At 62.6% G+C, this 24,960-nt stretch carries 23 protein-coding genes; 14 read left to right on the forward strand and 9 right to left on the reverse strand.

The window, feature by feature from the left end:
* Nucleotides 1-120: 120 nt before the first annotated feature.
* From cysM to IB249_RS14850, 5 genes are all read left to right on the forward strand, one after another.
* Complete coding sequence (gene cysM, locus IB249_RS14830; RefSeq protein WP_192305911.1) at nucleotides 121-1,023, forward strand: cysteine synthase CysM; 903 nt, start codon at nucleotides 121-123, stop codon at nucleotides 1,021-1,023.
* Nucleotides 1,023-2,375 (forward strand): 23S rRNA (uracil(1939)-C(5))-methyltransferase RlmD, encoded by a 1,353-nt coding sequence (gene rlmD, locus IB249_RS14835; RefSeq protein ID WP_192305914.1) that lies wholly within the window; start codon nucleotides 1,023-1,025, stop codon nucleotides 2,373-2,375. The genes cysM and rlmD overlap by 1 nt, the downstream gene beginning before the upstream one ends.
* A gap of 123 nt (nucleotides 2,376-2,498) precedes the next feature.
* Entirely contained in the window at nucleotides 2,499-4,742 is a 2,244-nt protein-coding gene (relA, locus tag IB249_RS14840) for a GTP diphosphokinase (protein ID WP_192305915.1), read from the forward strand.
* A 125-nt stretch (nucleotides 4,743-4,867) separates the two neighbouring features.
* Nucleotides 4,868-5,701: a nucleoside triphosphate pyrophosphohydrolase gene (gene mazG, locus IB249_RS14845; protein ID WP_192306405.1), complete on the forward strand. Its 834-nt coding sequence runs from the start codon at nucleotides 4,868-4,870 to the stop codon at nucleotides 5,699-5,701.
* Nucleotides 5,702-5,729: 28 nt separating this feature from the next.
* Nucleotides 5,730-6,272 carry a DUF2058 domain-containing protein gene (locus IB249_RS14850; RefSeq protein WP_192305917.1) on the forward strand — a complete coding sequence of 181 codons (543 nt, stop codon included), beginning with the start codon at nucleotides 5,730-5,732 and terminating at the stop codon, nucleotides 6,270-6,272.
* 64 nt (nucleotides 6,273-6,336) lie between these two features.
* Here IB249_RS14850 and IB249_RS14855 read toward each other — a convergent pair whose 3' ends face one another.
* The 6 genes from IB249_RS14855 to IB249_RS14880 all read right to left on the reverse strand — a co-directional run bounded on the left by IB249_RS14855 (nucleotide 6,337) and on the right by IB249_RS14880 (nucleotide 13,765).
* A complete protein-coding gene (locus IB249_RS14855; RefSeq protein ID WP_192305919.1) occupies nucleotides 6,337-6,525 on the reverse strand; it encodes a hypothetical protein in 189 nt (62 codons plus the stop codon).
* A 290-nt stretch (nucleotides 6,526-6,815) separates the two neighbouring features.
* The gene (gene fabB, locus IB249_RS14860; RefSeq protein ID WP_192305921.1) at nucleotides 6,816-8,036 is read right to left on the reverse strand and encodes a beta-ketoacyl-ACP synthase I; all 1,221 of its coding nucleotides are present in this window, start codon (nucleotides 8,034-8,036) and stop codon (nucleotides 6,816-6,818) included.
* Between the two features lie 11 nt (nucleotides 8,037-8,047).
* Complete coding sequence (gene fabA / locus IB249_RS14865) at nucleotides 8,048-8,563, reverse strand: 3-hydroxyacyl-[acyl-carrier-protein] dehydratase FabA (RefSeq protein WP_003227150.1); 516 nt, start codon at nucleotides 8,561-8,563, stop codon at nucleotides 8,048-8,050.
* Between the two features lie 247 nt (nucleotides 8,564-8,810).
* On the reverse strand, nucleotides 8,811-10,712 hold the full coding sequence (locus IB249_RS14870; protein WP_192305923.1) for an ATP-binding protein: 1,902 nt from the start codon (nucleotides 10,710-10,712) through the stop codon (nucleotides 8,811-8,813).
* Nucleotides 10,709-11,641, reverse strand: coding sequence for an ABC transporter substrate-binding protein (locus IB249_RS14875; protein ID WP_192305925.1), 933 nt, complete (start codon nucleotides 11,639-11,641; stop codon nucleotides 10,709-10,711). Before IB249_RS14875 ends, IB249_RS14870 begins: the two co-directional genes overlap by 4 nt.
* Nucleotides 11,642-13,765: a TonB-dependent receptor plug domain-containing protein gene (locus tag IB249_RS14880; RefSeq protein ID WP_192305927.1), complete on the reverse strand. Its 2,124-nt coding sequence runs from the start codon at nucleotides 13,763-13,765 to the stop codon at nucleotides 11,642-11,644.
* A 196-nt stretch (nucleotides 13,766-13,961) separates the two neighbouring features.
* Between IB249_RS14880 and IB249_RS14885 the strand changes: the two genes are divergently transcribed.
* From IB249_RS14885 to IB249_RS14925, 9 genes are all read left to right on the forward strand, one after another.
* The gene (locus IB249_RS14885) at nucleotides 13,962-14,987 is read left to right on the forward strand and encodes an NAD(P)H-dependent glycerol-3-phosphate dehydrogenase (RefSeq protein ID WP_192305929.1); all 1,026 of its coding nucleotides are present in this window, start codon (nucleotides 13,962-13,964) and stop codon (nucleotides 14,985-14,987) included.
* 26 nt (nucleotides 14,988-15,013) lie between these two features.
* The gene (locus IB249_RS14890; protein WP_192305931.1) at nucleotides 15,014-15,361 is read left to right on the forward strand and encodes a DUF4389 domain-containing protein; all 348 of its coding nucleotides are present in this window, start codon (nucleotides 15,014-15,016) and stop codon (nucleotides 15,359-15,361) included.
* Nucleotides 15,358-15,813: a phosphohistidine phosphatase SixA gene (gene sixA, locus IB249_RS14895; protein WP_192305933.1), complete on the forward strand. Its 456-nt coding sequence runs from the start codon at nucleotides 15,358-15,360 to the stop codon at nucleotides 15,811-15,813. Before IB249_RS14890 ends, sixA begins: the two co-directional genes overlap by 4 nt.
* A gap of 145 nt (nucleotides 15,814-15,958) precedes the next feature.
* On the forward strand, nucleotides 15,959-17,626 hold the full coding sequence (locus IB249_RS14900; RefSeq protein ID WP_192305935.1) for an AMP-binding protein: 1,668 nt from the start codon (nucleotides 15,959-15,961) through the stop codon (nucleotides 17,624-17,626).
* A 32-nt stretch (nucleotides 17,627-17,658) separates the two neighbouring features.
* Nucleotides 17,659-18,102, forward strand: a complete 444-nt coding sequence (locus IB249_RS14905; protein ID WP_192305937.1) for a hotdog fold thioesterase — start codon at nucleotides 17,659-17,661, stop codon at nucleotides 18,100-18,102.
* Nucleotides 18,103-18,222: 120 nt separating this feature from the next.
* Nucleotides 18,223-19,029, forward strand: a complete 807-nt coding sequence (locus tag IB249_RS14910) for an alpha/beta fold hydrolase (RefSeq protein ID WP_192305939.1) — start codon at nucleotides 18,223-18,225, stop codon at nucleotides 19,027-19,029.
* Nucleotides 19,026-19,880 (forward strand): alpha/beta hydrolase, encoded by an 855-nt coding sequence (locus IB249_RS14915; protein ID WP_192305941.1) that lies wholly within the window; start codon nucleotides 19,026-19,028, stop codon nucleotides 19,878-19,880. The genes IB249_RS14910 and IB249_RS14915 overlap by 4 nt, the downstream gene beginning before the upstream one ends.
* 106 nt (nucleotides 19,881-19,986) lie before the next feature.
* Nucleotides 19,987-20,793 (forward strand): DUF4892 domain-containing protein, encoded by an 807-nt coding sequence (locus tag IB249_RS14920; RefSeq protein ID WP_192306407.1) that lies wholly within the window; start codon nucleotides 19,987-19,989, stop codon nucleotides 20,791-20,793.
* 70 nt (nucleotides 20,794-20,863) lie between these two features.
* Entirely contained in the window at nucleotides 20,864-21,919 is a 1,056-nt protein-coding gene (locus IB249_RS14925; protein ID WP_192305943.1) for an AI-2E family transporter, read from the forward strand.
* 67 nt (nucleotides 21,920-21,986) lie between these two features.
* Here IB249_RS14925 and xopAW read toward each other — a convergent pair whose 3' ends face one another.
* The 3 genes from xopAW to IB249_RS14940 all read right to left on the reverse strand — a co-directional run bounded on the left by xopAW (nucleotide 21,987) and on the right by IB249_RS14940 (nucleotide 24,780).
* Nucleotides 21,987-22,835, reverse strand: coding sequence for a XopAW family type III secretion system calcium-binding effector (gene xopAW, locus IB249_RS14930; protein WP_192305945.1), 849 nt, complete (start codon nucleotides 22,833-22,835; stop codon nucleotides 21,987-21,989).
* Between the two features lie 137 nt (nucleotides 22,836-22,972).
* Complete coding sequence (locus tag IB249_RS14935; RefSeq protein ID WP_192305947.1) at nucleotides 22,973-24,022, reverse strand: sensor histidine kinase; 1,050 nt, start codon at nucleotides 24,020-24,022, stop codon at nucleotides 22,973-22,975.
* On the reverse strand, nucleotides 24,022-24,780 hold the full coding sequence (locus IB249_RS14940) for a response regulator (protein WP_192305950.1): 759 nt from the start codon (nucleotides 24,778-24,780) through the stop codon (nucleotides 24,022-24,024). The genes IB249_RS14935 and IB249_RS14940 overlap by 1 nt, the downstream gene beginning before the upstream one ends.
* Nucleotides 24,781-24,960 lie beyond the last annotated feature (180 nt).

Here is a 24,960-nt window from a genome sequence, read left to right on the forward strand (position 1 = left end):
TCGGGAGACTCTGAACCTCGCTTATTCCCATAAGCCATAAGCACCGCACTTTGCGTGATATGGCCCGTCAACGTTTGCCGGTATGATAGGCGCCCCCGCAGTCTGGATTGCGAATACGCCATGACCTTGCAGTACCCAACCATCGCCGATTGCGTCGGCAACACTCCGCTGGTCCGTTTGCAGCGCCTGCCTGGCGCCACCAGCAACACCCTATTGCTCAAGCTTGAAGGGAACAACCCGGCGGGTTCGGTCAAGGACCGTCCGGCGCTGTCGATGATCACCCGCGCGGAACTGCGCGGGCAGATTCACGCCGGCGATACGCTGATCGAAGCGACCTCGGGCAACACCGGGATCGCTTTGGCGATGGCGGCCGCGATCAAGGGTTACAAGATGATCCTGATCATGCCGGACAACTCCAGCGCCGAGCGCAAGGCGGCCATGACCGCCTATGGTGCCGAACTGATCCTGGTCACTCAGGAAGAAGGCATGGAAGGCGCCCGCGACCTCGCCCAGCGAATGGAAGCCGAAGGTCGCGGCAAGGTGCTGGACCAGTTCGCCAACGGTGACAACCCCGAAGCGCACTACACCACCACCGGCCCGGAAATCTGGCGCCAGACCGAGGGCACCATCACTCACTTCGTCAGCTCGATGGGCACCACCGGCACCATCATGGGCGTGTCGCGCTACCTCAAAGAACAGAATGACAACGTGCAGATCCTCGGCCTGCAGCCGATGGAAGGCGCATCGATCCCGGGCATCCGTCGCTGGCCGCAGGAATACCTGCCGAAGATCTACCAGGCCGATCGCGTGGATCGCATCATCGACATGGCGCAAAGCGAGGCCGAGGACGTGACCCGTCGCCTGGCCCGCGAAGAGGGCATCTTCTGTGGCGTGTCCTCCGGCGGTGCCGTGGCCGGGATGCTGCGTCTGTCCAAAGAAGTTGAAAACGCGGTGATCGTCGCGATCATCTGCGACCGTGGCGACCGTTACCTGTCGACCGGCATTTTCGACGCGCCCAACTGATGGCCAGACACGAGAGAGGCCTGCGCTTCCAGCCCACGGGTGGCAGCAAGGCCGCGCAAATCCCGACCGGCAAAAAGCAGCGCCTGCGTATCGAGCGCCTGGCCAATGACGGTCGCGGCATCGCGTTTTTCGAAGGGCGTACCTGGTTCGTCCTCGGCGCCCTGGCCGGCGAGGAGGTCGAGGCGCGGGTGTTGGGTGCCCATGGCAAGGTGGTCGAGGCGCGCACCGAGCGCGTGTTCCAGGCCAGCGAGCTGCGTCGCCCGGCACCGTGCGCCCATGCCGGTCGCTGCGGTGGTTGCAGTGTTCAGCATCTGCCTCACGGCGAACAGCTTGCCCTGAAACAGCGCATGCTTGCCGAGCAATTGTCCAAGGTCGCCGGCGTCGAGCCCGAAGAGTGGGCTGCGCCATTGAGCGGGCCGGAACTGGCCTACCGCCGACGCGCCCGGGTGGCGGTGCGCTGGGACATCAAGACGAAGCAACTCGAGGTCGGTTTTCGCGCCGCTGGCAGCCAGGACATCGTGGCGATCGACGAATGCCCGGTGCTGGTACAGCCCTTGCAACCGATCATGACGCGCCTGCCGGAGATGTTGCGGCGCTTGAGCAAGCCTCAGGCATTGGGGCATGTGGAGTTGTTCAGCGGTTCGAAGCTGGCGGTCCTGCTGCGGCACATGGCACCGTTGTCCGACGCCGACATGACGATTCTCAAGGAGTTCTGCGCGTTCCATGAGGCGCAGTTGTGGCTGCATGGCGAGGGCGAACCGCAGCCGGTAGACGCCGATCAGCCCCTGGGCTATCGCCTCGAACAGTGGGACCTGGAGCTGGCCTACCGGCCGGGTGATTTCATCCAGGTCAACGCCGCGGTCAACGAGGCGATGGTCGCCCAGGCGCTGGCGTGGTTGAAACCAACAGCGGATGAGCGCGTTCTCGATCTATTCTGTGGTTTGGGCAACTTCGCCTTGCCGCTGGCCAAAACCGTTCGCGAAGTGGTGGCGGTCGAAGGTGTGCAGGCGATGGTGGAGCGGGCGGCCGCGAACGCCGCTGGGAACAATCTGCATAACGCGTCGTTTTTTCAGGCCGATTTATCCCAGCCTTTGACCGATGCCGAATGGGCGCGCGAAGGCTTTTGTGCGGTACTCTTGGACCCACCGCGTGACGGCGCTTTCGAGGTGGTGCGCAAGCTCAGGACGCTAGGCGCCGAACGGTTGGTGTATGTGTCGTGCAACCCTGCAACTCTGGCGCGCGATACGGTCGAATTGATCAAGCAGGGCTACCGGTTAAAACGTGCCGGGATTCTCGATATGTTTCCTCAGACGGCACATGTCGAGGCCATGGCGTTATTTGAAGCGAGCTAGGACGGCTCGTCTGGTCCGACTGACCCGCCCGTGCAGCACTCGTCATGGCCCCGCGAGTGCACCCGGCAACGAAGGTCAGCGATTTGACGCATTGAATCTGCGTCGTAGGGAAGGTAAAGCAAGATGGTACAGGTGAGAGCACACCAGCCGATCAACACCGACGGCAGTATCAATCTCGAGGCTTGGCTCGATCATGCGGTCAGTGTCGATCTGGCACTGGATCGCGAAGCCTTGAAAGAGGCATGCGAGTTCGCTCGCACGTCAGAACAACAGGCCAATGCGGCGAAAAACCTCTGGTCCGAAGGGACCTCGAGTTTCAGCACCGGCCTTGAGATCGCCGAGATTCTCGCCGACCTCAAACTCGATCAGGACTCCCTGGTCGCTGCGGTCCTGTACCGCGGCGTGCGCGAAGGCCAGATCCCGCTGCCCGCCGTGAGCCAGCGCTTCGGTCCGGTGGTCGCCAAACTCATCGACGGCGTGTTGCGCATGGCGGCGATCAGCGACAGCCTGAGCCCGCGCAAATCCATGGTGATGGGCACCCAGGGCCAGGTGGAAAACCTGCGCAAGATGCTCGTGGCCATGGTCGATGACGTGCGTGTCGCGCTGATCAAGCTGGCCGAGCGCACCTGCGCGATCCGTGCGGTGAAAAATGCCGATGACGAGAAGCGCAACCGCGTGGCCCGTGAAGTCTTCGACATCTACGCCCCCCTGGCACACCGCCTGGGCATCGGTCACATCAAGTGGGAGCTGGAGGACTTGTCCTTCCGCTACCTCGAGCCCGATCAATACAAGCAGATCGCCAAGCTGCTCCACGAGCGACGCCTGGATCGCGAGCGGTTCATCAGCGACGTGATGAGCCAGCTCAAGAGCGAATTGCAGGCCACCGGCGTTGAAGCCGATATCAGCGGCCGGGCCAAGCACATCTATTCGATCTGGCGCAAAATGCAGCGCAAAGGCCTGGAATTCAGCCAGATCTACGATGTGCGTGCGGTTCGCGTGCTGGTGCCGGAAATGCGCGATTGCTACACCGCACTCGGCATCGTCCACACCTTGTGGCGACACATCCCGAAAGAATTCGACGACTACATCGCCAACCCGAAAGAGAACGGCTACCGCTCGCTGCACACCGCCGTGATCGGTCCCGAAGGCAAAGTGCTGGAAGTGCAGATCCGCACCCACGCCATGCACGAGGAAGCCGAGCTGGGCGTTTGCGCGCACTGGCGCTACAAGGGCACCGACGTCAAGTCCAGTTCCAACCATTACGAAGAGAAAATATCCTGGCTGCGTCAGGTGCTCGAGTGGCATGAAGAGTTGGGCGATATCGGCGGGCTGGCCGAACAGCTGCGTGTCGATATCGAACCGGACCGGGTCTACATTTTCACCCCGGACGGACACGCCATCGACCTGCCCAAGGGCGCGACGCCGCTGGACTTCGCCTATCGCGTGCATACCGAAATCGGTCACAACTGCCGTGGCGCGAAAATCAACGGGCGTATCGTACCGCTCAACTACAGCCTGCAAACCGGTGAGCAGGTCGAGATCATCACCAGCAAGCACGGCACGCCGAGCCGCGACTGGTTGAACCCGAACCTGGGTTACATCACCACCTCGCGGGCACGGGCGAAGATTGTCCACTGGTTCAAACTCCAGGCGCGCGACCAGAACGTCGCGGCCGGTAAAACCCTGCTCGAACGTGAACTCAGTCGCCTCGGCCTGCCGGCCGTGGACTTCGACAAGCTGGCCGACAAGGCCAACATGAAGACGGCTGAAGACATGTACGCGGCGTTGGGCGCTGGTGACTTGCGTCTGGCGCAACTGGTGAACCTGGCGCAGCAACTGGTCGAGCCGGAACGCGGCAACGAGCAGCTGGAACTGATCCCGCGCAAGGCCAGCGGCTACAAGCCGGGCAAGCGCGGCGACATCCAGATCCAGGGCGTCGGCAACCTGATGACGCAGATGGCCGGCTGCTGCCAGCCGCTGCCGGGGGATGCCATCGTCGGCTACATCACCCAGGGTCGCGGCGTCAGCATCCACCGCCAGGACTGCGCCTCGGTGCTGCAACTGGCCGGGCGCGAGCCTGAGCGGATCATCCAGGTCAGTTGGGGCCCGGTGCCGGTGCTCACCTATCCGGTGGACATCATCATCCGTGCCTACGACCGTTCCGGGTTGCTGCGTGACGTCTCGCAGGTCCTGCTCAACGAGCGGATCAACGTGCTCGCGGTCAATACCCGCTCGAACAAGGAGGACAACACGGCGTTGATGTCCCTGACCATCGAGATTCCGGGACTGGATGCGCTGGGGCGGTTGCTGGGAAGGATTTCCCAGTTGCCGAACATCATTGAAACCCGGCGTAACCGTACCCCTTGAAGATGGCCATCCTGTGGGAGCGAGCCTGCTCGCGATGAAGGCGTGTCAGTCCTGTCAATGTTGACTGACACACCCTCATCGCGAGCAGGCCCGCTCCCACAGGCTTTTGTGGTGAGACATACATGATGTACAGCCTCGATGACCTGCTGCACCTGATGAGCCGTCTGCGTGACCCGCAATTCGGCTGTCCCTGGGATATCAAGCAAACCTACGCCAGCATCGTCCCGCACACCCTCGAGGAAGCCTACGAGGTGGCCGATGCCATCGAGCGCGGCGATTTCGATCACCTGCAGGGCGAGCTGGGTGATTTGCTGTTCCAGGTGGTTTACTACAGCCAGCTGGCCCGCGAGGAGGGGCGCTTCGAATTTGCCGGCGTCATCGACAGCATCACCCGCAAGCTGATCCGCCGCCACCCGCACGTGTTCCCCACCGGGGACCTGTATGCGCCGCTGGATGTTCCGCGCCTGAGCGAGGAACAGGTCAAGCAGCGCTGGGAAGCGATCAAGGCCGAGGAGCGCGCCGAGAAGTCCGAGGCGCCGCAGCAGTTGTCATTGCTCGACGACGTGCCTGCCGCACTGCCGGCCCTGTCGCGTTCGGCCAAGCTGCAAAAGCGCGCGGGGCAGGTGGGGTTCGATTGGCCCGATGCGTTGCCGGTGCTGGACAAGGTGCGCGAAGAGCTCGACGAAATCCTCGAGGCGATGGCCGACAACGACCCGGCGGCGATTGCCGATGAAGTGGGCGATCTGCTGTTTTCCGTGGTCAATCTGGCGCGGCATCTGAAGGTCGATCCGGAAGCCGCCTTGCGCGGCGCCAACGGCAAGTTCGAAAGACGCTTCCGTTTTATCGAACAGGCATTGCGCGACACCCACCGACCCATGGAAGATTGCACCCTCGAAGAGTTGGACGCCCTGTGGGGCGAAGCCAAACGTCAGGAAAAGAATTTGCCCAACTGCGGTTGAGCAGTGGCCCAAGCGAGAAACAAGCACCATGAGCATTTCCCTTCGCGACCAGTTGCTCAAAGCAGGGCTGGTCAATCAAAAGCAGGCCAAACAGGTCGGCAAAGAGAAGCAGAAACAGCAGCGTCTGGCCCACAAGGGGCAGATCGAACTCGATGACTCGCAGCAGCGCGCTGCCCTGGAAGCCAAGGCCGAGAAGGTCAAGCGCGACCAGGAGTTGAACCGTCAGCAGCAGGAGAAGGCAGAGGCCAAGGCCCGTGCCGCGCAGGTCAAGCAATTGATCGAAGTCTCGCGCCTGCCGAAGCTGACCACCGAGGACTACTACAACTTCGTCGACGACAAGAAGGTCAAGCGCCTGTGCGTCAACACGCTGATGCGCAACAAGCTCAGCAACGGTTCGCTGGCCATCGTGCACCATGCCGGCGGCTACGAAGTGATCCCCCGTGAAGCGGCCCTGAAGATCCAGGAGCGCGATCCACAGCGCATCGTGCAGCTGAACGTGCAGACCGAAGAAGCGGCGGCCGAGGACGATCCGTACGCGGCCTACAAGATCCCTGACGACCTGATGTGGTAATCGGTCGCGTCCAACGACAAACCCCGCTCATGGCGGGGTTTGTCGTTTCAATGCTGTCGTTGGCTCAGGCTGATCGTAATTCCCGTTGCCGTTCCTGGAGTTCCAGCTCGGCCTTGTAGTTATGAGCATCGATCTCGTTATGGAACATCCCGACCAGCAAGTCCTGTTGATGCACATCCCAGATCCGTACGCCGGCGGCTACGCCTTCATGGGACATGTGTGAATCGTCGCGTTCAGTCACTTTTACAGTCATCTGCTAGCTCCAATCTCTGTTATCTGCAGCAAGGCGTGTGCAGGTCTCTGTTATAGAGTTTGATAGCGAGCTAAGTAAATCGACGAATTTGGTAATGATTTGTTGCCAAAACCGCAACAGTGCTACAGCCCGCCAATTACGCGACATTCGGTCGCAGGGCGGTTGGTTGCATGACAAAAGCTTCATGTTTGTGAAGCGCAACGGGGAGGGCAGGGCTCGAGTTTTCTCCCGGGCAAAAAAACGCCCCGAACCAGTCGGGGCGTTTTCAGGTACGGCTCAGCAGCGGGAAATTACTTGCCTTCCCAGCGCTTGAGGACCAGCGTCGCGTTGGTGCCACCGAAACCGAAGCTGTTGCTCATCACGGTGTCGATCTTGGCGTTTTCGCGGGTCTTGGTCAGAACGGGCAAGTCAGCCACTTCCGGGTCCAGCTCGTCGATGTTGGCGGAGCCGGCGATGAAGTTGCCTTCCATCATCAGCATGCAGTAGATCGCTTCGTGAACGCCGGCGGCGCCCAGGGAGTGACCCGACAGGCTCTTGGTGGAGCTGATGGCCGGTGCCTTGTCGCCGAACACTTCACGCACACCTTTCATTTCCGCGACGTCGCCGACCGGGGTCGACGTGCCGTGGGTGTTCAGGTAGTCGATCGGGGTGTCGACGGTGGACAGCGCCTGCTGCATGCAGCGGATCGCACCTTCGCCACTTGGGGCAACCATGTCGTAGCCGTCGGACGTCGCGCCGTAGCCAACGATTTCCGCGTAGATCTTCGCGCCACGGGCCAGGGCGTGTTCCAGCTCCTCGACCACGACCATGCCGCCGCCACCGGCGATGACGAAACCGTCACGGTCGGCGTCGTAGGCGCGGGAGGCTTGTTCCGGCGTGTCGTTGCGCTTGCTGGACAGGGCGCCCATGGCGTCGAACAGGAACGACTGGCTCCAGTGTTCTTCTTCACCGCCGCCAGCGAACACGATGTCCTGCTTGCCCATCTGGATCTGTTCCATGGCGGTACCGATGCAGTGAGCACTGGTGGCGCAGGCGGAAGCGATGGAGTAGTTCAGGCCCTTGATCTTGAACGGCGTGGCCAGGCAGGCGGAAACGGTGCTGCTCATGGTCCGCGTGACGCGGTATGGGCCAACGCGCTTCACGCCTTTCTCGCGCAGGATGTCCAGCGCTTCCATCTGGTTGAGCGTGGACGCGCCGCCGGAGCCGGCGATCAGGCCGGTACGCGGGTTGGACACTTGCTCTTCGGTCAGGCCGGAGTCGGCGATGGCGTCTTTCATGGCCAGGTAGGCGTAAGCCGCCGCGTGGCCGACGAAACGATAGATCTTGCGATCGATCAGTTCTTCAAGGTTGAGGTCGATGGAGCCGGAAACCTGGCTACGCAGACCCATTTCGGCATATTCCGGGTTGAACCGGATGCCCGGGCGACTTGCACGCAGGTTAGCGGAGACGGTCTCTTTGTCATTGCCCAGGCACGAAACGATGCCCAGACCAGTGATAACGACGCGGCGCATGCGGATAACCCTTAGAAGTTGTCAGTGGAGGTGAAAACGCCGACCCGGAGGCCTTCGGCGGTGTAGATTTCGCGACCGTCGACAGTCACCGAACCGTCGGCGATGGCCAGGTTCAGCTTGCCCTTCAGGACGCGCTTGATATGAATGTTATAGGTGACTTTCTTGGCGGTCGGCAGGACCTGACCGAAGAACTTCACTTCGCCCGAGCCCAGGGCGCGGCCGCGGCCTGGCAGACCTTGCCAGCCGAGGAAGAAACCGACCAGTTGCCACATGGCGTCGAGGCCCAGGCAACCTGGCATCACCGGATCACCTTCGAAGTGACAGGCGAAGAACCACAGGTCCGGATTGATATCCAGCTCGGCGACCAATTCACCTTTGCCGTACTTGCCACCCTCTTCGCTGATCAGGGTGATGCGATCAACCATCAGCATGTTCGGGGCGGGCAGTTGCGCGTTACCTGGGCCGAACAGCTCACCGCGACTGCAGCGCAGCAGGTCTTCCCGGGTAAAGGCGTTTTGTTTGGTCATGCGAGCTCCTCAATAATCCCATGCGGCAGGTGGGGCAAATCTTCCCGGCCGATCGAAGCGTTCATGCCTCGAGCCGGCAGCCTACTCATAGACTATTGCGTTGTGGTGAAAGTCACAGCACCAAGGACATGAAAGTACACTTGTGCACTGAAATTATTATACAAGCCCCTTTTCGGGCCTGTTCGGGTGCCTAAGACTGCCGCAATTTCGCTTTCCACGCCAGTCGCATATGCTCGAAAGGCCTGTATTACTGCACCCATCGTTGGAGAATCTGCTGCAAATCCGCACGTTTGAACGGCTTGGCCAGGTAATCGTTCATTCCTGCCGACAGGCAGGTTTCCCGGTCGCCCTGCAAGGCGTTTGCGGTCAACGCGATGATCGGCAGATCGGCGCAACCGGGCAGTTGGCGAATCTGGCGGGTGGCTTCGTAGCCATCGATGATCGGCAGCCGGCAGTCCATCAGGATGGCTTCGAAAATCAGGCTCTCGGCACTGCGCACGGCCTGGGCACCGTCGGTGGCGACGCTCACGGTAAAGCCCAGGCTGCGCAACATGGCTTCGATGACGGTCTGGTTGACTGGATTGTCCTCGACCAGCAGCACATTGCGACCTGCGCCATCGCCGCTGCCGGTTTGCGCCCGGGGCGTCAGCACCGGCAACGACTGTTTATACAGCGCCAGCGGGATTTCCAGGGTGAACGCCGAGCCGAGACCTTCTTCACTCTGGGCACGCAACGTGCCGCCCATGCGTTCGGCCAGGGTGCGGGCAATCGGCAATCCGAGCCCGGTGCCGCCGTAACGCCTGGAAATCGAGCTGTCCGCTTGCTGGAAGGCATTGAACATCGACTCCAGGCTGTCGGCCGGGATGCCAATGCCGCTGTCGCGCACGGTGCAGGTGAACCACAGCAGTTCGTGGTCCAGCGATTGCCACTGCGGTTCGATGCTCACCCGGCCCTGTTCGGTGAACTTCAGCGCATTGCCCACCAGGTTCACCAGGATCTGCCGGATGCGCGTCGGGTCGCCCTGAACCTGCAAGGCGTGCATGTCCTCGGGGATCCGCAACGCCAGGTCGAGCCCGCGCTGGGCCGCGCTGTGCTGGAACGACTGGGCGCAACTGCTGATCAGGTCGGCCAGGTTGAACGCAATGTGCTCCAGCTCCAGTTCCGAGCGTTCGATGCGCGAGAAATCGAGAATGTCGTTGATGACTTTGAGCAGGTGTTCGGTGGACTCCGAGGCCAGCGCCGCATACTCGACCTGCTCCTCGGTCATCTCGGTGGTTTCCAGCAACTGCAACATACCGAGCACGCCATTCATCGGCGTGCGCAGTTCGTGGCTCATCATCGCGAGGAAATCGGATTTGGCGTTGTTGGCCTTTTCCGCTTCTTCGCGGGTCTGGATCAACTGCGCCATGGCCTGGTGCTGTTCACGGCTGGCCTGTTCGAGGCCGCTGGCCAGGTTGTTGATGTGCTGCGACAGCGCGCCCAGTTCGGTGTCGTCGACAATCGGCAACGGGGTCGTGTAGTCGCCGCTCTGGATCGCCTTCACCGCGTTGCCGATGTCGCGGATCGGCTGCGACAGGCTGCCGGCCAGGCGCCGGGCGATCAGGTAGGTGAACAGCAGGGCAAACAGCGCCAGGATGCCGGCCTTGAACAGGATCTCCTGCTGGCGTTTGCTGAACGCGTCGCTGGACAGGCCGACGATCACCCGGCCCAGGTAGTCCTCGCCGGGCGCCGCGCTGGCGACCTTGCTGCCCTGGAAGAAATCATTGTGCAACGCGATCCGCTGCAGCCGTACCGGTGCCTGGAACACTTCGACCTGTTGCGAGCGGGTGTGGGTTTCCGAGGGATGCTCGACGTACACCAGAATCCGGTTGGCGCTGTCCTGGACCTCCAGAAAGCGTACGTTCGGTGTGGCCAGGGTGGCCTTGAGCAAGCTGTCGAGCACTTCGTTGTTGCCGGAAATCACCCCGTATTCCGCCGCAGGGGCCAGTTGATTGGCGATCAGTTGACCGGTGTGGTTCAGCTCCTGGCGCAAGTCCTGGATTCGCACGAAGGTGAAGAAGCTGATCAGCAGCAAGGTCAGCAACAGGGCCGGGCCGAGGCTGATGATCTGCGTACGGGTGTTGATGTCCCAACGACGACGGAAAGTCATGGGCGGCTTTCTCCTGCAGCCAACTGTGTTGCGACCAGCGCTTCATCGATCTGTTCAATACCTAATGAACGAGCCACTTGCGGGTTACTCAAGACTTTGAAGTGATTGGCGTAATGCGTGCGTGGCCAGGTGGCCGTTGGCCGGTCGAGCAATTCGTCGAGAATGGCCAGCCAGTCGCTCTGGTCGCTGTAGCTGCTGGCCAGGCTGCCGGCCCTGACGAAGCCGGCGTTCGGGCCGATCAGTGCGGTTTGTCGCGCGTAGCTGCTGAGCAGCAGGTTTTTCGCGGTCCTGGGGTTGTACAGGTCGGGGTCGTCGAGGCCCAGCAGCACGTCGCTGTTTTTCAGCAGGGCCTGCAACGGGCGGCTGTCATGGGTGTTGTCCCAGCGCTGGGTGACGATATCCAGGTTCAGCGCTTGGGCGGCCTGACGCAGTTCGTTCAGGAGAAATTCGCTGTGATGGTCGTACAGCACGCCGACCCGCCGGGCTTGAGGCAGCAGGCGGCGGATCAGGTGCAACTGCCGCTGCGGCGGTGGGTCGCTCCATAGCAGACTCAAGCGTGGCGGTTGCGTTGTTCCCAGTCGCTGACGGGCCTGCAGGCGGCTGATGCGCAGCACCAGCGTCGCCGGGCCCAGGTCCTCCTGCAGACGCCAGTCGAGGCTCGGCAGGTCCAGCAGGATCAAGCGGGTTCTGCCGGGCAACTGACTCGGCGTCGGCAGACTGGCCACCGATTGAAAACGGATGGTGTCATCGGGACGCAGTTCGCCCAAGGCGGTCGCGAAGTCCTGTATGCCGGGGCTGTCGTCGGCGCCGATGAGCAGGATGTCCTCGGCGCAGGCCGACAGGCTCACCAGCCAACTGGCCAATAGCAGGCAGACCCCGGCCAGCAGGTGGCCAAGGTTTGCCATCTTGCGCGACGCACGCGGGCCCATCTAGAACATCAGCTCCGCGCTGAAGTACATCACTCGGCGCTGGTCATAACGGTTATCGATGAACGTGGTGGGTTGATGATCGAGGCGCTGCTGCAGCACGCCCGCCAGTTCCAGGCTGGCCTTGCCCAGGCCAATGCGCCTGGCGATGCGCGTATCGACCCGCTCGAAGCGATAACCGTTGAGCGCATCGTCACCATAATAGAAGAGCGCACTGTTCCAGCCCTGGCCCCAGTTGCGCAGCCAGCCGGCGGAGCCACTGTTGCGGGCGGTCTGCCGGGCATCCAGCGGATTGCTCGCCTGGGCATCGACATAGGCGTAGCTCAGGCGCAGCCGGTCGGCGCTGCCCAGGCGCCAGTCGAGCTGGGTTTCTGCCCCGGTAAAACGCGAGCTGTTGGCATTGCTGGCGATGTACTGGTTGTTGCGCAGGGGTTCGCTGACCATGCCGGTGATTTCGTCGTGGAACGCCTTCACGTCCACGGTCAGCCCCCAATCGGCGAAAAAGCCGTTATAGCCCACTTCCCTTGAACGCATGCGTTCCTTGTCGAGGTCGCCGGGGCCGCGGGTCCTGACGAAATAACGGGCGCTGCTCTGGCCGTAGGCAGCGGGTTGCAGGTTGGTGACGCGGTAGCTCCAGTTGACGTTGTTCTCGAACATGTCCGGCGAGCGGATGGCTTGCGAATACACCGCGCGCAATCCGTGTCGCGGGTTGATCAGGTAGTTGACCGCCATTCGCGGGGTCAACGAACTGCCGGTCAATTGCGTGTCCTCGAACATCGCACCGCCCTGCAACAACCAGTGCTCGGTCGCCCGCCATTCGAGCTGGCCGAAGACACGCCAGGTTGTGTCATCGAACTTGCCATTGAAGTAGGTCTCGGAATCGGCTAGGTCGTAACGATAGTTCATGCCGCTGACCAGCCGCAGGCTGTCGGACAGGCTGAGGGTGTCCTGCAGTTCGAGGTCGTAGCGCGTCTCGCGGATGCTCTGGTCGATGTCGCCGCACAGGGTCTGGCTGGCGCCGGCGCGCCACTGATCCAGCACTTTATTGGCCAGGGCCTGTTCCGCCGCCGTGCCGGCCGGCGCACCGGGACCCAGGTAGCGCTCGATATTACGCGCCAGGCGCTCGGTGTAGTTCGGGTCGAGTTGCCAGAGCGAGGTCAGCTCGGGGCTGAACGAAACCTCGGCATCGCAGGCACGCCATGTCTGCTGGCGATCCCAATGCTGGGCCGAGCCCTGGATGTAAAGGCTGTGCTCAGGGTTGATGTCCAGGTTCCAGCGCAGGGAGCCGGCGTAGTCGTTGGCGACCACATCGGAATCGTTCCCGGCGGCGGTAATCCCCGAGAACACCGGGCGATAGGTATAAGGTCGTTGATTGCTTCCTTCCTTGGCATTGAGTTGCCAATCGAGGCTCTGCCGTTCGTCGAGCATCTGGCTGACCGCGAGATTGAAGCGATTGAGACGACGGCTGTCGCGGTAATCGGCGCCGCGCCGATCGGAATCGAAGCCGTCGTCCTGCTGGCCGGACAGCGACAGGCGCAAATCCCCGGTGTCCCAATCCACACCCTGGCTGGCATAGAAGTCGTCGATGCCACGCTGGCCGCGGCTGACCTTGAGTCGCGTGCCGTGGCTGTCGGCCGGGTTGCGGGTGATGACGTTGACCACCGCCATCAGGGCATTGGCGCCATAGCTGACGGTATTCGGGCCGCGGAAGACTTCGATGCGCTCGATGTCTTCCATGGCCACCGGAATATCGCTCCAGTCCACCGTGGCCAGGCCGGCGCGGTACACCGAGCGGCCGTCGATCAGCACCTGCAGGCGCCGGGCATCGCTGGCGTTGGTGCCATGGTAATTCACCGTGGGCTGGTTGCCCGTGACATTGCCGACCATCATGCCCGGCACCAGGCGCAACAATTCGCTGATGTCACGGGCGCCGCTGCTGGTGATCAGTTCACTGTCGATCACTGTCATGCTGCCGGGCACCGCGGCCGGCGACTGCTTCAGGCGCGTCGCGGTCAGCACCTGTGGCAGCGGTTCGCTGTCGAGAAACAGGTCGTCGGCCAGCAATGGCGGGCTGAAGATCAACGCCAGAACCAGCGGCGAACGAGGCGAAGCAGGGCCAAACGACACGACACATCCTTGATAGCGAATCACTGGCGCGCATGTTAACCGAGCCGATCGGCTTTTTCAGTCACGATGACCGCATTTTCCTCGCAATAAGTGATCTTCTTCTGACAAGAGCCGGTAATTGATGCGGGGGCTGTCCGTCACTGGGCCGCTCCGTATAATGCCGGCATCGCCACTGGTATGGATTAACGGATTGCATATGACTGAACAGCGCCCGATTGCGGTTCTGGGAGGCGGAAGTTTTGGTACCGCCGTGGCTAACCTGTTGGCCGAAAACGGGCATCAGGTCCGCTTGTGGATGCGTGACCCCGAACAGGCCGAGGCCATTCGAGTCAATCGCGAGAACCCGCGCTACCTCAAGGGCATCAAGGTGCTGGCGGCCGTAGACCCGACCACGGACCTGCTGGCAACGCTCGACGCGTGCGAGCTGTGTTTCGTTGCGTTGCCGTCCAGTGCGTTGCGTTCGGTGCTCGCGCCCCATGCGCAACGCCTGAGCGGCAAGATGCTGGTGAGCCTGACCAAAGGCATCGAAGCCCACACATTCAAGCTGATGAGCGAGATCCTCGAAGAGATCGCGCCGCAGTCACGCATCGGCGTCTTGTCCGGGCCGAACCTGGCCCGTGAAGTTGCCGAGCATGCGTTGACCGCCACGGTGGTCGCCAGTGAAGACGAAGAACTCTGCCAGCAGGTCCAGGCCGCCTTGCACGGTCGCACCTTTCGCGTGTACGCCAGCGCCGACCGGTTCGGCGTGGAGTTGGGCGGGGCGCTGAAAAACGTCTATGCGATCATCGCCGGCATGGCGGTGGCGCTGGGCATGGGCGAAAACACCAAGAGCATGCTGATCACCCGTGCTCTGGCGGAAATGACCCGTTTCGCGGTGAATCAGGGGGCCAACCCGATGACGTTCCTCGGGCTGGCGGGCGTGGGTGACCTGATCGTGACCTGCTCTTCACCCAAGAGCCGTAACTATCAGGTCGGGTTTGCCCTCGGACAGGGCTTGAGCCTGGACGAAGCGGTGACGCGCCTGGGCGAAGTTGCCGAGGGGGTGAACACCCTGAAAGTGCTCAAGGCCAAGGCCCAGGAAGTCGGTGTGTACATGCCGCTGGTCGCCGGACTGCACGCAATCCTGTTCGAAGGGCGCACGCTCAACCAGGTGATTGAACTGCTGATGCGTGGCGAACCGAAGACCGACGTAGATTTCATTTCCACCAGTGGTTTCAACTGATCACGTTTCAGACAAGGGCATTGCACATGAACGATCCGAAAGTAGAAGCCAAGTACGAATCCATCCTGCTGCGGGTGTTGTGGATGATCGTCTTCCTGCTGGTCTGGCAGGTGGCGCAGTTCATCCTCGGCGCCGTGGTGCTGGTGCAACTGGTCTATCGATTGTTCTATGGCGCCCCGAACGCCAGCCTGATGAATATCGGCGACAGCCTGAGCCAGTTCCTGGCCCAGATCGGTCGTTTCGGCACGTTTCACAGCGACCAGAAGCCCTGGCCGTTCGCCGACTGGCCGGCGCCGCGTACGCCGGAGGGTGAAGCACCGCACACCGTGGCGCCTGCACCGCATCCGGTCCGAGATGAGGAACCCAAGCTATGAAACTCTGGGTATTGCGTCACGGTGAAGCCGAACCCTACGGCAGTCGTCCAGACTCGGAACGGGCGTTGACAGCCCACGGTCGAGAGGAAGTGTTGCGTTCGGCTGCCGAGTTGATGGGCACACCGATCACGGCCATCTACGCCAGCCCTTACCTGCGCGCACAACAAACCGCCGAGATCGTGAGGACGGCCCTGGGCTTCGCTCCGGACATTCGCACCGTCGAATGGCTGACCCCCGACAACCGCCCGCAAGCGGTGGCCGAGCAGTTGGTGTCGGTCGACAACGCGCTGCTGGTCAGCCACAACCCGCTGGTGGGTAACCTGCTGGGCTACCTGCAAAACGGTCATGTGCAGGACCCCGAAACGGTCAAGACCGCGGGCCTGGCCGAGCTGGAGGGCGACTTGCCGCTGGCCGGAGCGATGAAGCTCAACGGGATCAAGCACCCAGGCTGAAAAGACCCGACCCCTGTTGGGGCGAGCAGGCTCGTTCCCACGAAGGGCCCGTCGGGATGTGTATCTTTATGTGAAATAGTCAACCAAGCAACCGCTTGGTTGGCTACGCTTGCTCCAGACCAAAAAAAACAAAGGAGCGATTCGCATGTCTGCTGCTTTCCGTTTGCCGCTGGACGTCTTCTACGAGCGTGAAGCCCGCCATCCCCGTCAGCGCTACCTGGTTCAGCCGGTGGGCGGCGGTCAGGTGCAGACCCTGACCTGGGAAGACGTCGGCCATCAGGCCCGTTGCGCCGCGCACTGGCTGCGGGCACGCGAATTGCCGCAGGGCAGCCACATCGCCCTGATATCGAAAAACTGCGCGCACTGGATCATCGCCGACCTGGCAATCTGGATGGCCGGACACGTGTCGGTGCCGTTGTACCCCAACCTCACCGCCGACTCCGTGGCACAAGTGCTGCAACATTCCGAAGCGGCACTGGTGTTCATCGGCAAGCTCGATGACTGGCCCGGCATGTCCCGTGGGGTCAGCGCCGACCTGCCTACCATCAGCCTGCCGCTGCATCCGCCGGGCACCTTCGATTTCAGCTGGGCCGACCTGCAGGCCAGCTCCCCGATCCAGGACAATCCGACGCCCGCCGCCGATCAATTGGCAACCATCATTTACACCTCTGGCACCACGGGTTTGCCCAAGGGCGTGATGCACACCTTTGGCAACCTGGGTTTCGCCACCAGTCGCGGTACGGAGTTGTTCGGCCTCAACGAGGCCGATCGGCTGCTGTCGTACCTGCCGCTGTGCCACGTTGCCGAACGCATGTTCGTCGAACTGGCCTCGATCTATACCGGGCAAACGGTATTTTTTGCCGAGAGTCTCGACACCTTCCTCACCGATATGCAGCGTGCGCGGCCCACGGCGTTGTTCGGCGTGCCGCGCATCTGGACCAAGTTCCAGATGGGGGTGTACGGCAAGATCCCGGCCAAGCGCCTGGATTTCCTGCTCGGGTTGCCCTTCATTGGCAAGCGGGTCGGGCACAAGGTGCTCGCCGGGCTGGGGCTGGATGCGTTGCGGGTGGCCCTGTCGGGCGCCGCCCCGGTGCCGCAGACCTTGCTGTTGTGGTATCGCAAGCTCGGGCTGGACGTGCTGGAGGTGTACGGCATGACCGAAAGCTGCGGTTATTCCCATATCGGTCGGCCCGGCGAGCACAAGAGCGGCTGGATCGGCAAGCCTTGCCCGGAAGTGGAAGTGCGGATCGCCGAATCGGGCGAGGTCCTGGTGCGCAGCGGCGCGACCATGCTCGGCTATTTCAAGGAGCCGGAGAAAACCGCCGACACCCTCACCGAGGACGGTTTCCTGCGCACCGGGGACAAGGGCGAGCAGGACGCCGAGGGCAACCTGCGTCTGACCGGGCGGCTGAAGGAAATCTTCAAGACCAGCAAAGGCAAATACGTGGCTCCGGCTCCGATTGAAAACCGTCTGGCCGTGCATTCGCGGATCGAGCAGGTGTGTGTGGTCGGTGACGGTTTGATCGCCCCCATGGGGTTGTGCGTGCTGTCGGCGGTCGGGCAACAGGACGCCGGCGGCACCGCGCGTGCCGGTCTGCATTCGAGCCTGGAAAAGCTGCTGGAGGAGGTCAATGCGGCCCTCGACAAACATGAGCGTCTGCGCCGGCTGGTGGTGGTCAAGGACAGCTGGGCCGTGGAAAACGGTTTCCTGACGCCGACTCTGAAGATCAAGCGCAACGTGATCGAAGCGGCTTACGGGGCGCGGTTCGAAGAATGGAGTGAGCACAGCGACGCGGTGCTGTGGCAGGATTGAGTCACGAACAAAACCCATAAAGGATGTCAGCAATGAGTTTGTGGCGTACCACTCCGAACATCGAGCAGTTGAACGCGATTCAGAAAAACACCATTGGCGAAGTGCTGGATATCCGCTTCGAAGCCTTCGACGAAGAGTCCCTGACCGCCAGCATGGTGATCGACCACCGCACGCATCAGCCTTACGGACTGCTGCACGGCGGCGCCTCGGTGGTGCTGGCCGAGTCCGTCGGCTCCATGGCCAGTTACCTGTGCATCGACGCGAGCAAGTTCTACTGCGTAGGCCTGGAAATCAACGCCAACCATTTGCGCGGACTGCGCAGTGGGCGGGTCACCGCAGTGGCCAGGGCCATCCACATCGGACGCACCACCCATGTCTGGGATATCCGCCTGACCAGTGACGAGGGCAAAGCCAGTTGCGTGTCGCGCCTGACCATGGCGGTGGTGCCACTGGGCGAGACACCGCCCGTGCGCTGATGGCGCAAGCCGGGTTATGCGTCTGACCGGACTGTCATCATTCCTGGCCGTTACGGTCATTGCTGGCGGGCGCCGTCTTGCGGACAATCAACGCCTGTCCTCGCTTATGGATTTGCCGGTATGTCGCAGCAGATATTTTTCGCCCACGCCAATGGTTTCCCCTCGGGAACCTACGGCAAGTTGTTCGCGGCGTTGGCGCCCGAGTACCAGGTCGCCCATTTGCAGCAGCATGCCCATGACCCGCGTTTCCCGGCGGATGACAACTGGCACAACCTGGTGGATGAACTCATCCACCACCTCGAGCAGCAGGCGCAGCCGGTGTGGGGCGTCGGCCATTCGCTGGGGGGCGTGCTGCATTTGCATGCCGCGTTGCGTTGTCCCGAACTGTACCGAGGCGTGGTGATGCTCGATTCGCCGGTGCTGACCCGCGCCGATCGGTGGGTGATCCGGGCCGCCAAGCGGTTCGGCTTCATCGACCGGCTGACGCCGGCGGGGCGCACGTTGGGGCGGCGCGAAGAATTTGCCGACCTCGAAAGTGCCCGTCGTTACTTCGCCGGCAAAACCCTGTTTCGCGGTTTCGATCCGGAATGCTTCGACGCTTACCTGCAGCACGGTCTGCACAGGGTGGGTGACAAGCTGCGCCTGCGTTTCGATCCCGCCACGGAAATCAGCATCTACCGGGGTGTGCCCCATACGAGCCCCGGCCAGGCACGCCACCTGAAAGTGCCGCTGGCCGTGGTCCGTGGTCGCGACAGCCGCGTGGTGATGCGTCATCACGCCAGCTCTGTTCGACGCCTGCCGCTGGGTGAGTCCCTGAGCATGCCGGGTGGGCACATGTTTCCCCTCGAGCGCCCGCAGGACACCGCCACGCTGCTGAAGAACCTGTTCAGCCGCTGGGACGGTCGTCAGCAGCAGGACTGCGCATGAGTCCGATCGTCGAGGAGGTTCGCCTGAGCCTGCCGCACATCGAGCTGGCGGCGCACCTGTTCGGCCCCGAAGACGGGTTGCCAGTCATCGCCTTGCATGGCTGGCTGGACAACGCCAACAGCTTTGCGCGCCTGGCGCCGAAACTCAAAGGGCTGCGCATCATCGCACTGGACATGGCCGGCCATGGCCACTCCGGGCATCGGCCGACGGGGTCCGGCTACGCCATGTGGGACTATGCCCATGACGTGCTGCAAGTTGCCGAACAGCTTGGGCTCAGGCGCTTTGCCCTGATGGGGCACTCCATGGGCGCGATCGCGGCGCTGATCATCGCCGGCTCCTTGCCGGAGCGCGTAAGCCATCTGGCCCTGATCGACGGCGTCATTCCTCCGACCGACAAGGGCGAAAACGCCGCCGAGCGCATGGGCATGGCCCTGCAGGCACAGTTGGATCTGCGGGAGAAACGCAAGCCGGTCTATACCACCCTCGACCGCGCCATCGAGGCCCGCATGAAGGGTCTGGTGGCGGTCAGTCGCGAAGCCGCCGAGCTGCTCGCCCAGCGTGGCCTGGTGCCGGTGCCGGGCGGCTACACCTGGCGCACCGATAGCCGTCTGACGCTGCCATCGCCACTGCGCCTGACCACCGAACAGGCCATGGCCTTTGTCCAGCGGGTCAGTTGTCCTGCGCGCCTGGTGGTCGCGGCCGACGGCATGCTGGCCAAGCATCCGGAGTTGCTGGAGCGTCTACCCTTCAGTCGTGAGCAGTTGCCAGGCGGCCATCATTTGCACCTGAACGATGAGCTCGGCGCCGATCTTGTCGCAGACTGTTTCAATCGGTTCTTCGCCATGCCTTGACTTGCGCCGGTCAACTGTCGAGGCTGGGCGGGTTGAAAGGGAGACAACCAATGATAGATCTCTACACCGTAGGTGCCCGGGCGATGCTGATCCGATGAACCTGTCCATACGTTCACTCAGTTTGCTGGCGCTGTGCTGTTTCAGTCCTCTGTCATTCGCTGCGGATGTGCCAGGCAGTCAGGACCTGCCGATCGTGCCGCGCATGGTGGATTCGCAGATCGTCGATTATCGCCCTGCGGTCGAACTCGAGCGGATCTATCCGATGGGGTCGATTCGCAGGATCAGTGGCCAACTGCGCTTCGACGGTCAAGTCAGTGCCCGTGGGCACGCCACGTCGGTCACTTACGAACTGCCACCGGAGCAAACCTCCAACGCCGCGTTTACCGCCGCCCGCGAAGCCTTGCAAAAACAGGACGCCCAGTTGCTGTTCTGGTGCCAGGCCCGTGATTGCGGAGCGAGCAGCCTGTGGGCCAATGATGTCTTCGGCAACGCCAAGCTCTATGGCGCTGACGATCAGCAGGCCTACCTGCTGTTGCGACTGGCGGCGCCCAACGACAACACCCTGGTGGCGCTGTACGGCATCACCCGTGGCAATCGCAAGGCCTACCTGCACGTCGAGCAATTCGACGCGAGCGCGCCTTTGGGGGCGTTGCTGCCGACCTCCGCGACCTTGCTGCGCGAGTTGAAAAGCACCGGCGAACTCGACTTTCCGAAACTGACCGATACCCCCGACGAAACCTGGCTGCGACTGCTTTCCCGTGGCCTGAACCTGGACACCACCCTGCGGGTGAGCCTGTCCGGGCCGAACGCCGAAGCCTGGCGCCAAGCGTTGATGGGGCAGGGCGTGCGCGCGGCGCGCATGGAGACAGGCAGCGTCGAAGGCTCTGGTCTGCACATCGAGCTGTTACGATAAGCGGTGCCAGGCGAACGCGCGGGCTGCGTTCGCCTACTCTAATTGCAGACTGCCTTTTTTCGAGAATCGGATGATCAATAACGATCGGCTGTTGGTGCAGATCCTGCTCCTGGTGCTGTTTGGCGCGAGCCTCTGGGTGATGGCGCCGTTCTGGTCGGCATTGTTCTGGGGCGCGGTACTGGCGTTTGCCAGTTGGCCACTGATGCTGTTGCTGACCCGTTGGCTCAACGGCCGCGAATCCCTGGCGGCGGCTTTGCTGACCCTCGGCTGGATGCTGCTGGTGGCGGTGCCGCTGGTGTGGCTGGGTTTCAACCTGGCCGATCATGTGCGCGATGCCACGGCCTTCATCAAGGATGTGCAGATGGACGGCCTGCCCGAGGCGCCGAGCTGGCTGGGCGGCATTCCCCTGGTGGGCGAGCGGCTGGTGGTGATCTGGAACAGCATCGATCAGCAGGGGGCTGCCCTGATGGTGTCGCTCAAGCCTTATCTGGGGCAGGTCGGCAACTGGCTGCTGGCACGCAGCGCGCAGATTGGCGGCGGCATTCTCGAATTGACGCTGAGCATCGTGTTCGTGTTCTTCTTCTACCGCGACGGGCCACGCCTGGCGGCTTTCGTCCACGGGCTGCTGCAGCGGTTGATCGGTGATCGCGCCGGTTATTACATCGAGCTGGTGGCGGGGACCGTACAACGGGTGGTGAACGGAGTGATCGGCACGGCGGCTGCCCAGGCGGTACTGGCGCTGATCGGCTTCCTGATCGCCGGTGTGCCCGGGGCGCTGGTCCTGGGTATCGTGACCTTCCTGCTCAGCCTGATTCCGATGGGGCCACCCCTGGTGTGGATTCCGGCAACGGCCTGGCTGGCCTGGAAAGGCGACTACGGAATGGCGATATTCCTCGGGATCTGGGGCACGTTCATCATCAGCGGGGTCGACAACGTGCTCAAACCCTACCTGATCAGTCGAGGCGGCAACCTGCCATTGGTGATCGTGTTGTTGGGGGTGTTTGGCGGCTTGATTGCATTCGGCTTCATCGGTCTGTTCATCGGTCCGACCTTGCTGGCCGTGGCCTACAGCTTGTTGACCGACTGGAGCAAGAGTCAGGCCCGGGTGGAGGATCGCCGCCCCTGAGGTCTTCCACCGAGGGGGCGTCTTCGCGAGCCGGTGCGACGTCCGCCCTGCTCGCGAAGTGTTCGCCTCAGGTCGCCACGTTGAGGTATTTGCCCACGGTCGCCACGTTGTCCAGCGAATACTGTTTGCTCAGGTTGGCGATCATTTTCTCCAATGCCTGGGCCACACTCGCCTGATCGGTGGAGCTGTCGTTGTCCTGCTCGCGCCCGGCCTGCAGCGCAGCCTTCAATTCGTCGCTACTGACGCCGCCACTGCTGTCGCTGTCCAGAACCTTGAGCAACGCGGCGCTGGTGTCGGTACTGGTCGATGACGTGCTTTCGCTGGCCTGCAACGCGCTGCTCAGTTCGCTGGCACTGATGCTGCCATCGCTGTCGGTGTCGAGCTGGCTGAACAGCGCTTCGTCGGCGGCCTGCTGAGGCGGCGGCGGTGGCGGGGCGAGGCTGGCCATCAGCTCGTCCTGGCTGACGACGCCATCCTCGTTCTTGTCCAGGGAGGAAAAGATCTCGCTGCTGTCGGCGCTGCTGCCGGCACTGGTGAGGCCGGTGCTCAGTTCGTCGCTGCTGATGGCGCCATCACCGTCAGTATCCAGGGCGCTGATCAGCGCGTCGGCCAACTCGGTCTCCGGTGCCTGATCACGGGGCGGCGGTGGCGGTGGCGCCATCGCGGCCATTTCTTCACTGCTCAGGCTGCCGCTCTCGTCGCTGTCCAGGTCAGCAAAATTTTTGCTCAGGCTGACCAGCAGACCGTCATCGGACTTCTGCGACAGGGCGCTGTCGAGCTCGTCCTGATCCACCGAACCGTCGCTGTTGGTGTCGAGTTTGCTCAGCAGTTCTTTCTGGAACTGCTGGCTGCGGGTATTGCTGGTGCTGCTGACACTGCTGGTATAGCTCGTGTAGTGGCTGACGCTACCGATCATTGGGCTCACTCCCTGGAATGGAAAACCGGCGGGTGCACCGGCTTATGCAGCCTCGGGGAGCTGTTTGTCGTGGGTATGTGGGGTTTGTACCGTTTGTCACACAAGCGCACTCGCGTGCCTGACGGACTGAGTCCGTTTCAGGCGCGGGGCAGGCGGATGACGGCGGTCAGGCCGCCGCCGGGGGTCTCTTGCAGCGTCAATTGCCCGCCCAGGCGTTCGGCCGCCTCCCGGGCAATGGTCATGCCCAGGCCGACACCGCCGGAGTTGCGGTTGCGCGAGCCTTCCAGACGAAAGAACGGTTCGAACACGGCTTCGCGCTTGTCCGCAGCGATCCCTGGCCCATGGTCGACGACCCGGATCACCAGCTGTTCACGGCTGTCTTGCAGCTCGATCCGCGCCTGCCCGGCATAGCGCAGGGCGTTATCCATCAGGTTGTTGAGGCATGAGCGCAATGCCATCGGCTGGACCTGCAGCGGTGCGCAATGTCCACTGGCCTGGACATCGGCGCCCTGGTCCTGGGCGTTTTCACTGAGGGATTCGACCAGTGCCTGCACGTCCATCCATTGCACAGCCTCGCTGGTGCGTTGCTCGTGCAGGTAAGTCAGGGTGGCATCGAGCATGCCGATCATGTCGTCCAGGTCCTGGCGCATCTGGCCCTGCAGCTTCTCGTCATCGATCTGTTCCAGGCGCAACTTGAGCCGCGACAACGGGGTGCGCAGGTCGTGGGAGACCGCCCCCAGCATTCGCGAACGCTGCTGGACCTGCTCGATGATGCGTTTCTGCATCAGGTTGAAGGCGAACGCCGCTTGCCTGGCCTCCCGAGGGCCGGATTCGTCCAGCGGCGGGCTGTCGAGGTTCTCGCTCAGGCGTTCGGCGGCATCGCTCAGGCGCTGGATCGGCCGGCTCAGCAGTTTGGCGCCGTACCAGGCGGCAATGATCAGCGAGACCAGTTGGAACGTCAGCGGCACCAGTGGCCCGCCGAACCACGGACGCGGTGGGCGGTTTTCGAAGCGCGGATCGGGCGGTGGGCGTTGGCCGTCGAAGCCTTCGGCGAACTCGGGTGGCGGTGGCGGGGGCGGAGGACCGTAGTGATGGAACCAGGCAAAGGCCAGCAGGTGCGCCAGGATGATCGCCACCAACAGCACGCCGAACAGGCGGCCGAACAGCGTATCGAAGCGCGCACGCATCAGCCGATATCCCGGGCGTCGAACAGATAGCCTTCACCGCGAACGGTCTTGATCAGTTGTGGCGCCTTGGGATCGTCACCGAGTTTCTGGCGCAGGCGCGAGACCAGCAAATCAATGCTGCGATCGAAGGCTTCGATCGATCGTCCCCGGGCGGCGTCCAGCAGTTGTTCCCGGCTGAGCACCCGGCGCGGGCGTTCGATGAACACCCACAGCAAACGAAACTCGGCGTTGGACAACGGCACCACCAGTCCGTCTGCGGCGATCAACTGGCGCAGCACGCTGTTCAGGCGCCAGTTGTCGAAGCGTACATTTGCCCGTTGTTCGGTTCGATCGTCACGCACCCGCCGCAGAATGGTCTGGATCCGCGCCACCAGTTCCCGCGGTTCGAATGGCTTGGCCATGTAATCGTCGGCGCCCAGTTCCAGGCCGATGATCCGGTCGGTGGGCTCGCAACGCGCGGTGAGCATCAGGATCGGGATGTCCGATTCGGCGCGCAGCCAGCGGCACAACGACAAGCCGTCTTCGCCGGGCAGCATCAGGTCGAGCACCACCACATCGAAATGTTCGGCCTGAAGGGCCTGGCGCATGGCGGCGCCATCGGTGACGCCGGTGGCCTGGATGTTGAAACGTGCCAGGTAATCGATCATCAGTTCACGGATCGGAACGTCATCGTCGACGATCAGTGCGCGAATGCTCCAGCGCTTGTCGTCGCCGGGCGCTTTTTGATCGTCGTTCAAGGGGGCTTGGGTACTGTGCATGCGTGCGTTCATCTGCCAGGTAGGCTGCCAACCACAAAGATGGGCTGCGAGGTTGTGGTTTCAGCATAGGCGTCCGGCCCGAAGGCGGGAAGTGCTGTAAAGGACGGGTTGCGGCTGTCGAGGGTAGCGGGCAAGGGTGTTGCGGGCGTGTCGTGAGTGTATCGGTCTCGACACAATTGG

The organism is Pseudomonas sp. PDM04 (genome assembly GCF_014851765.1).
Taxonomy (GTDB): domain Bacteria; phylum Pseudomonadota; class Gammaproteobacteria; order Pseudomonadales; family Pseudomonadaceae; genus Aquipseudomonas.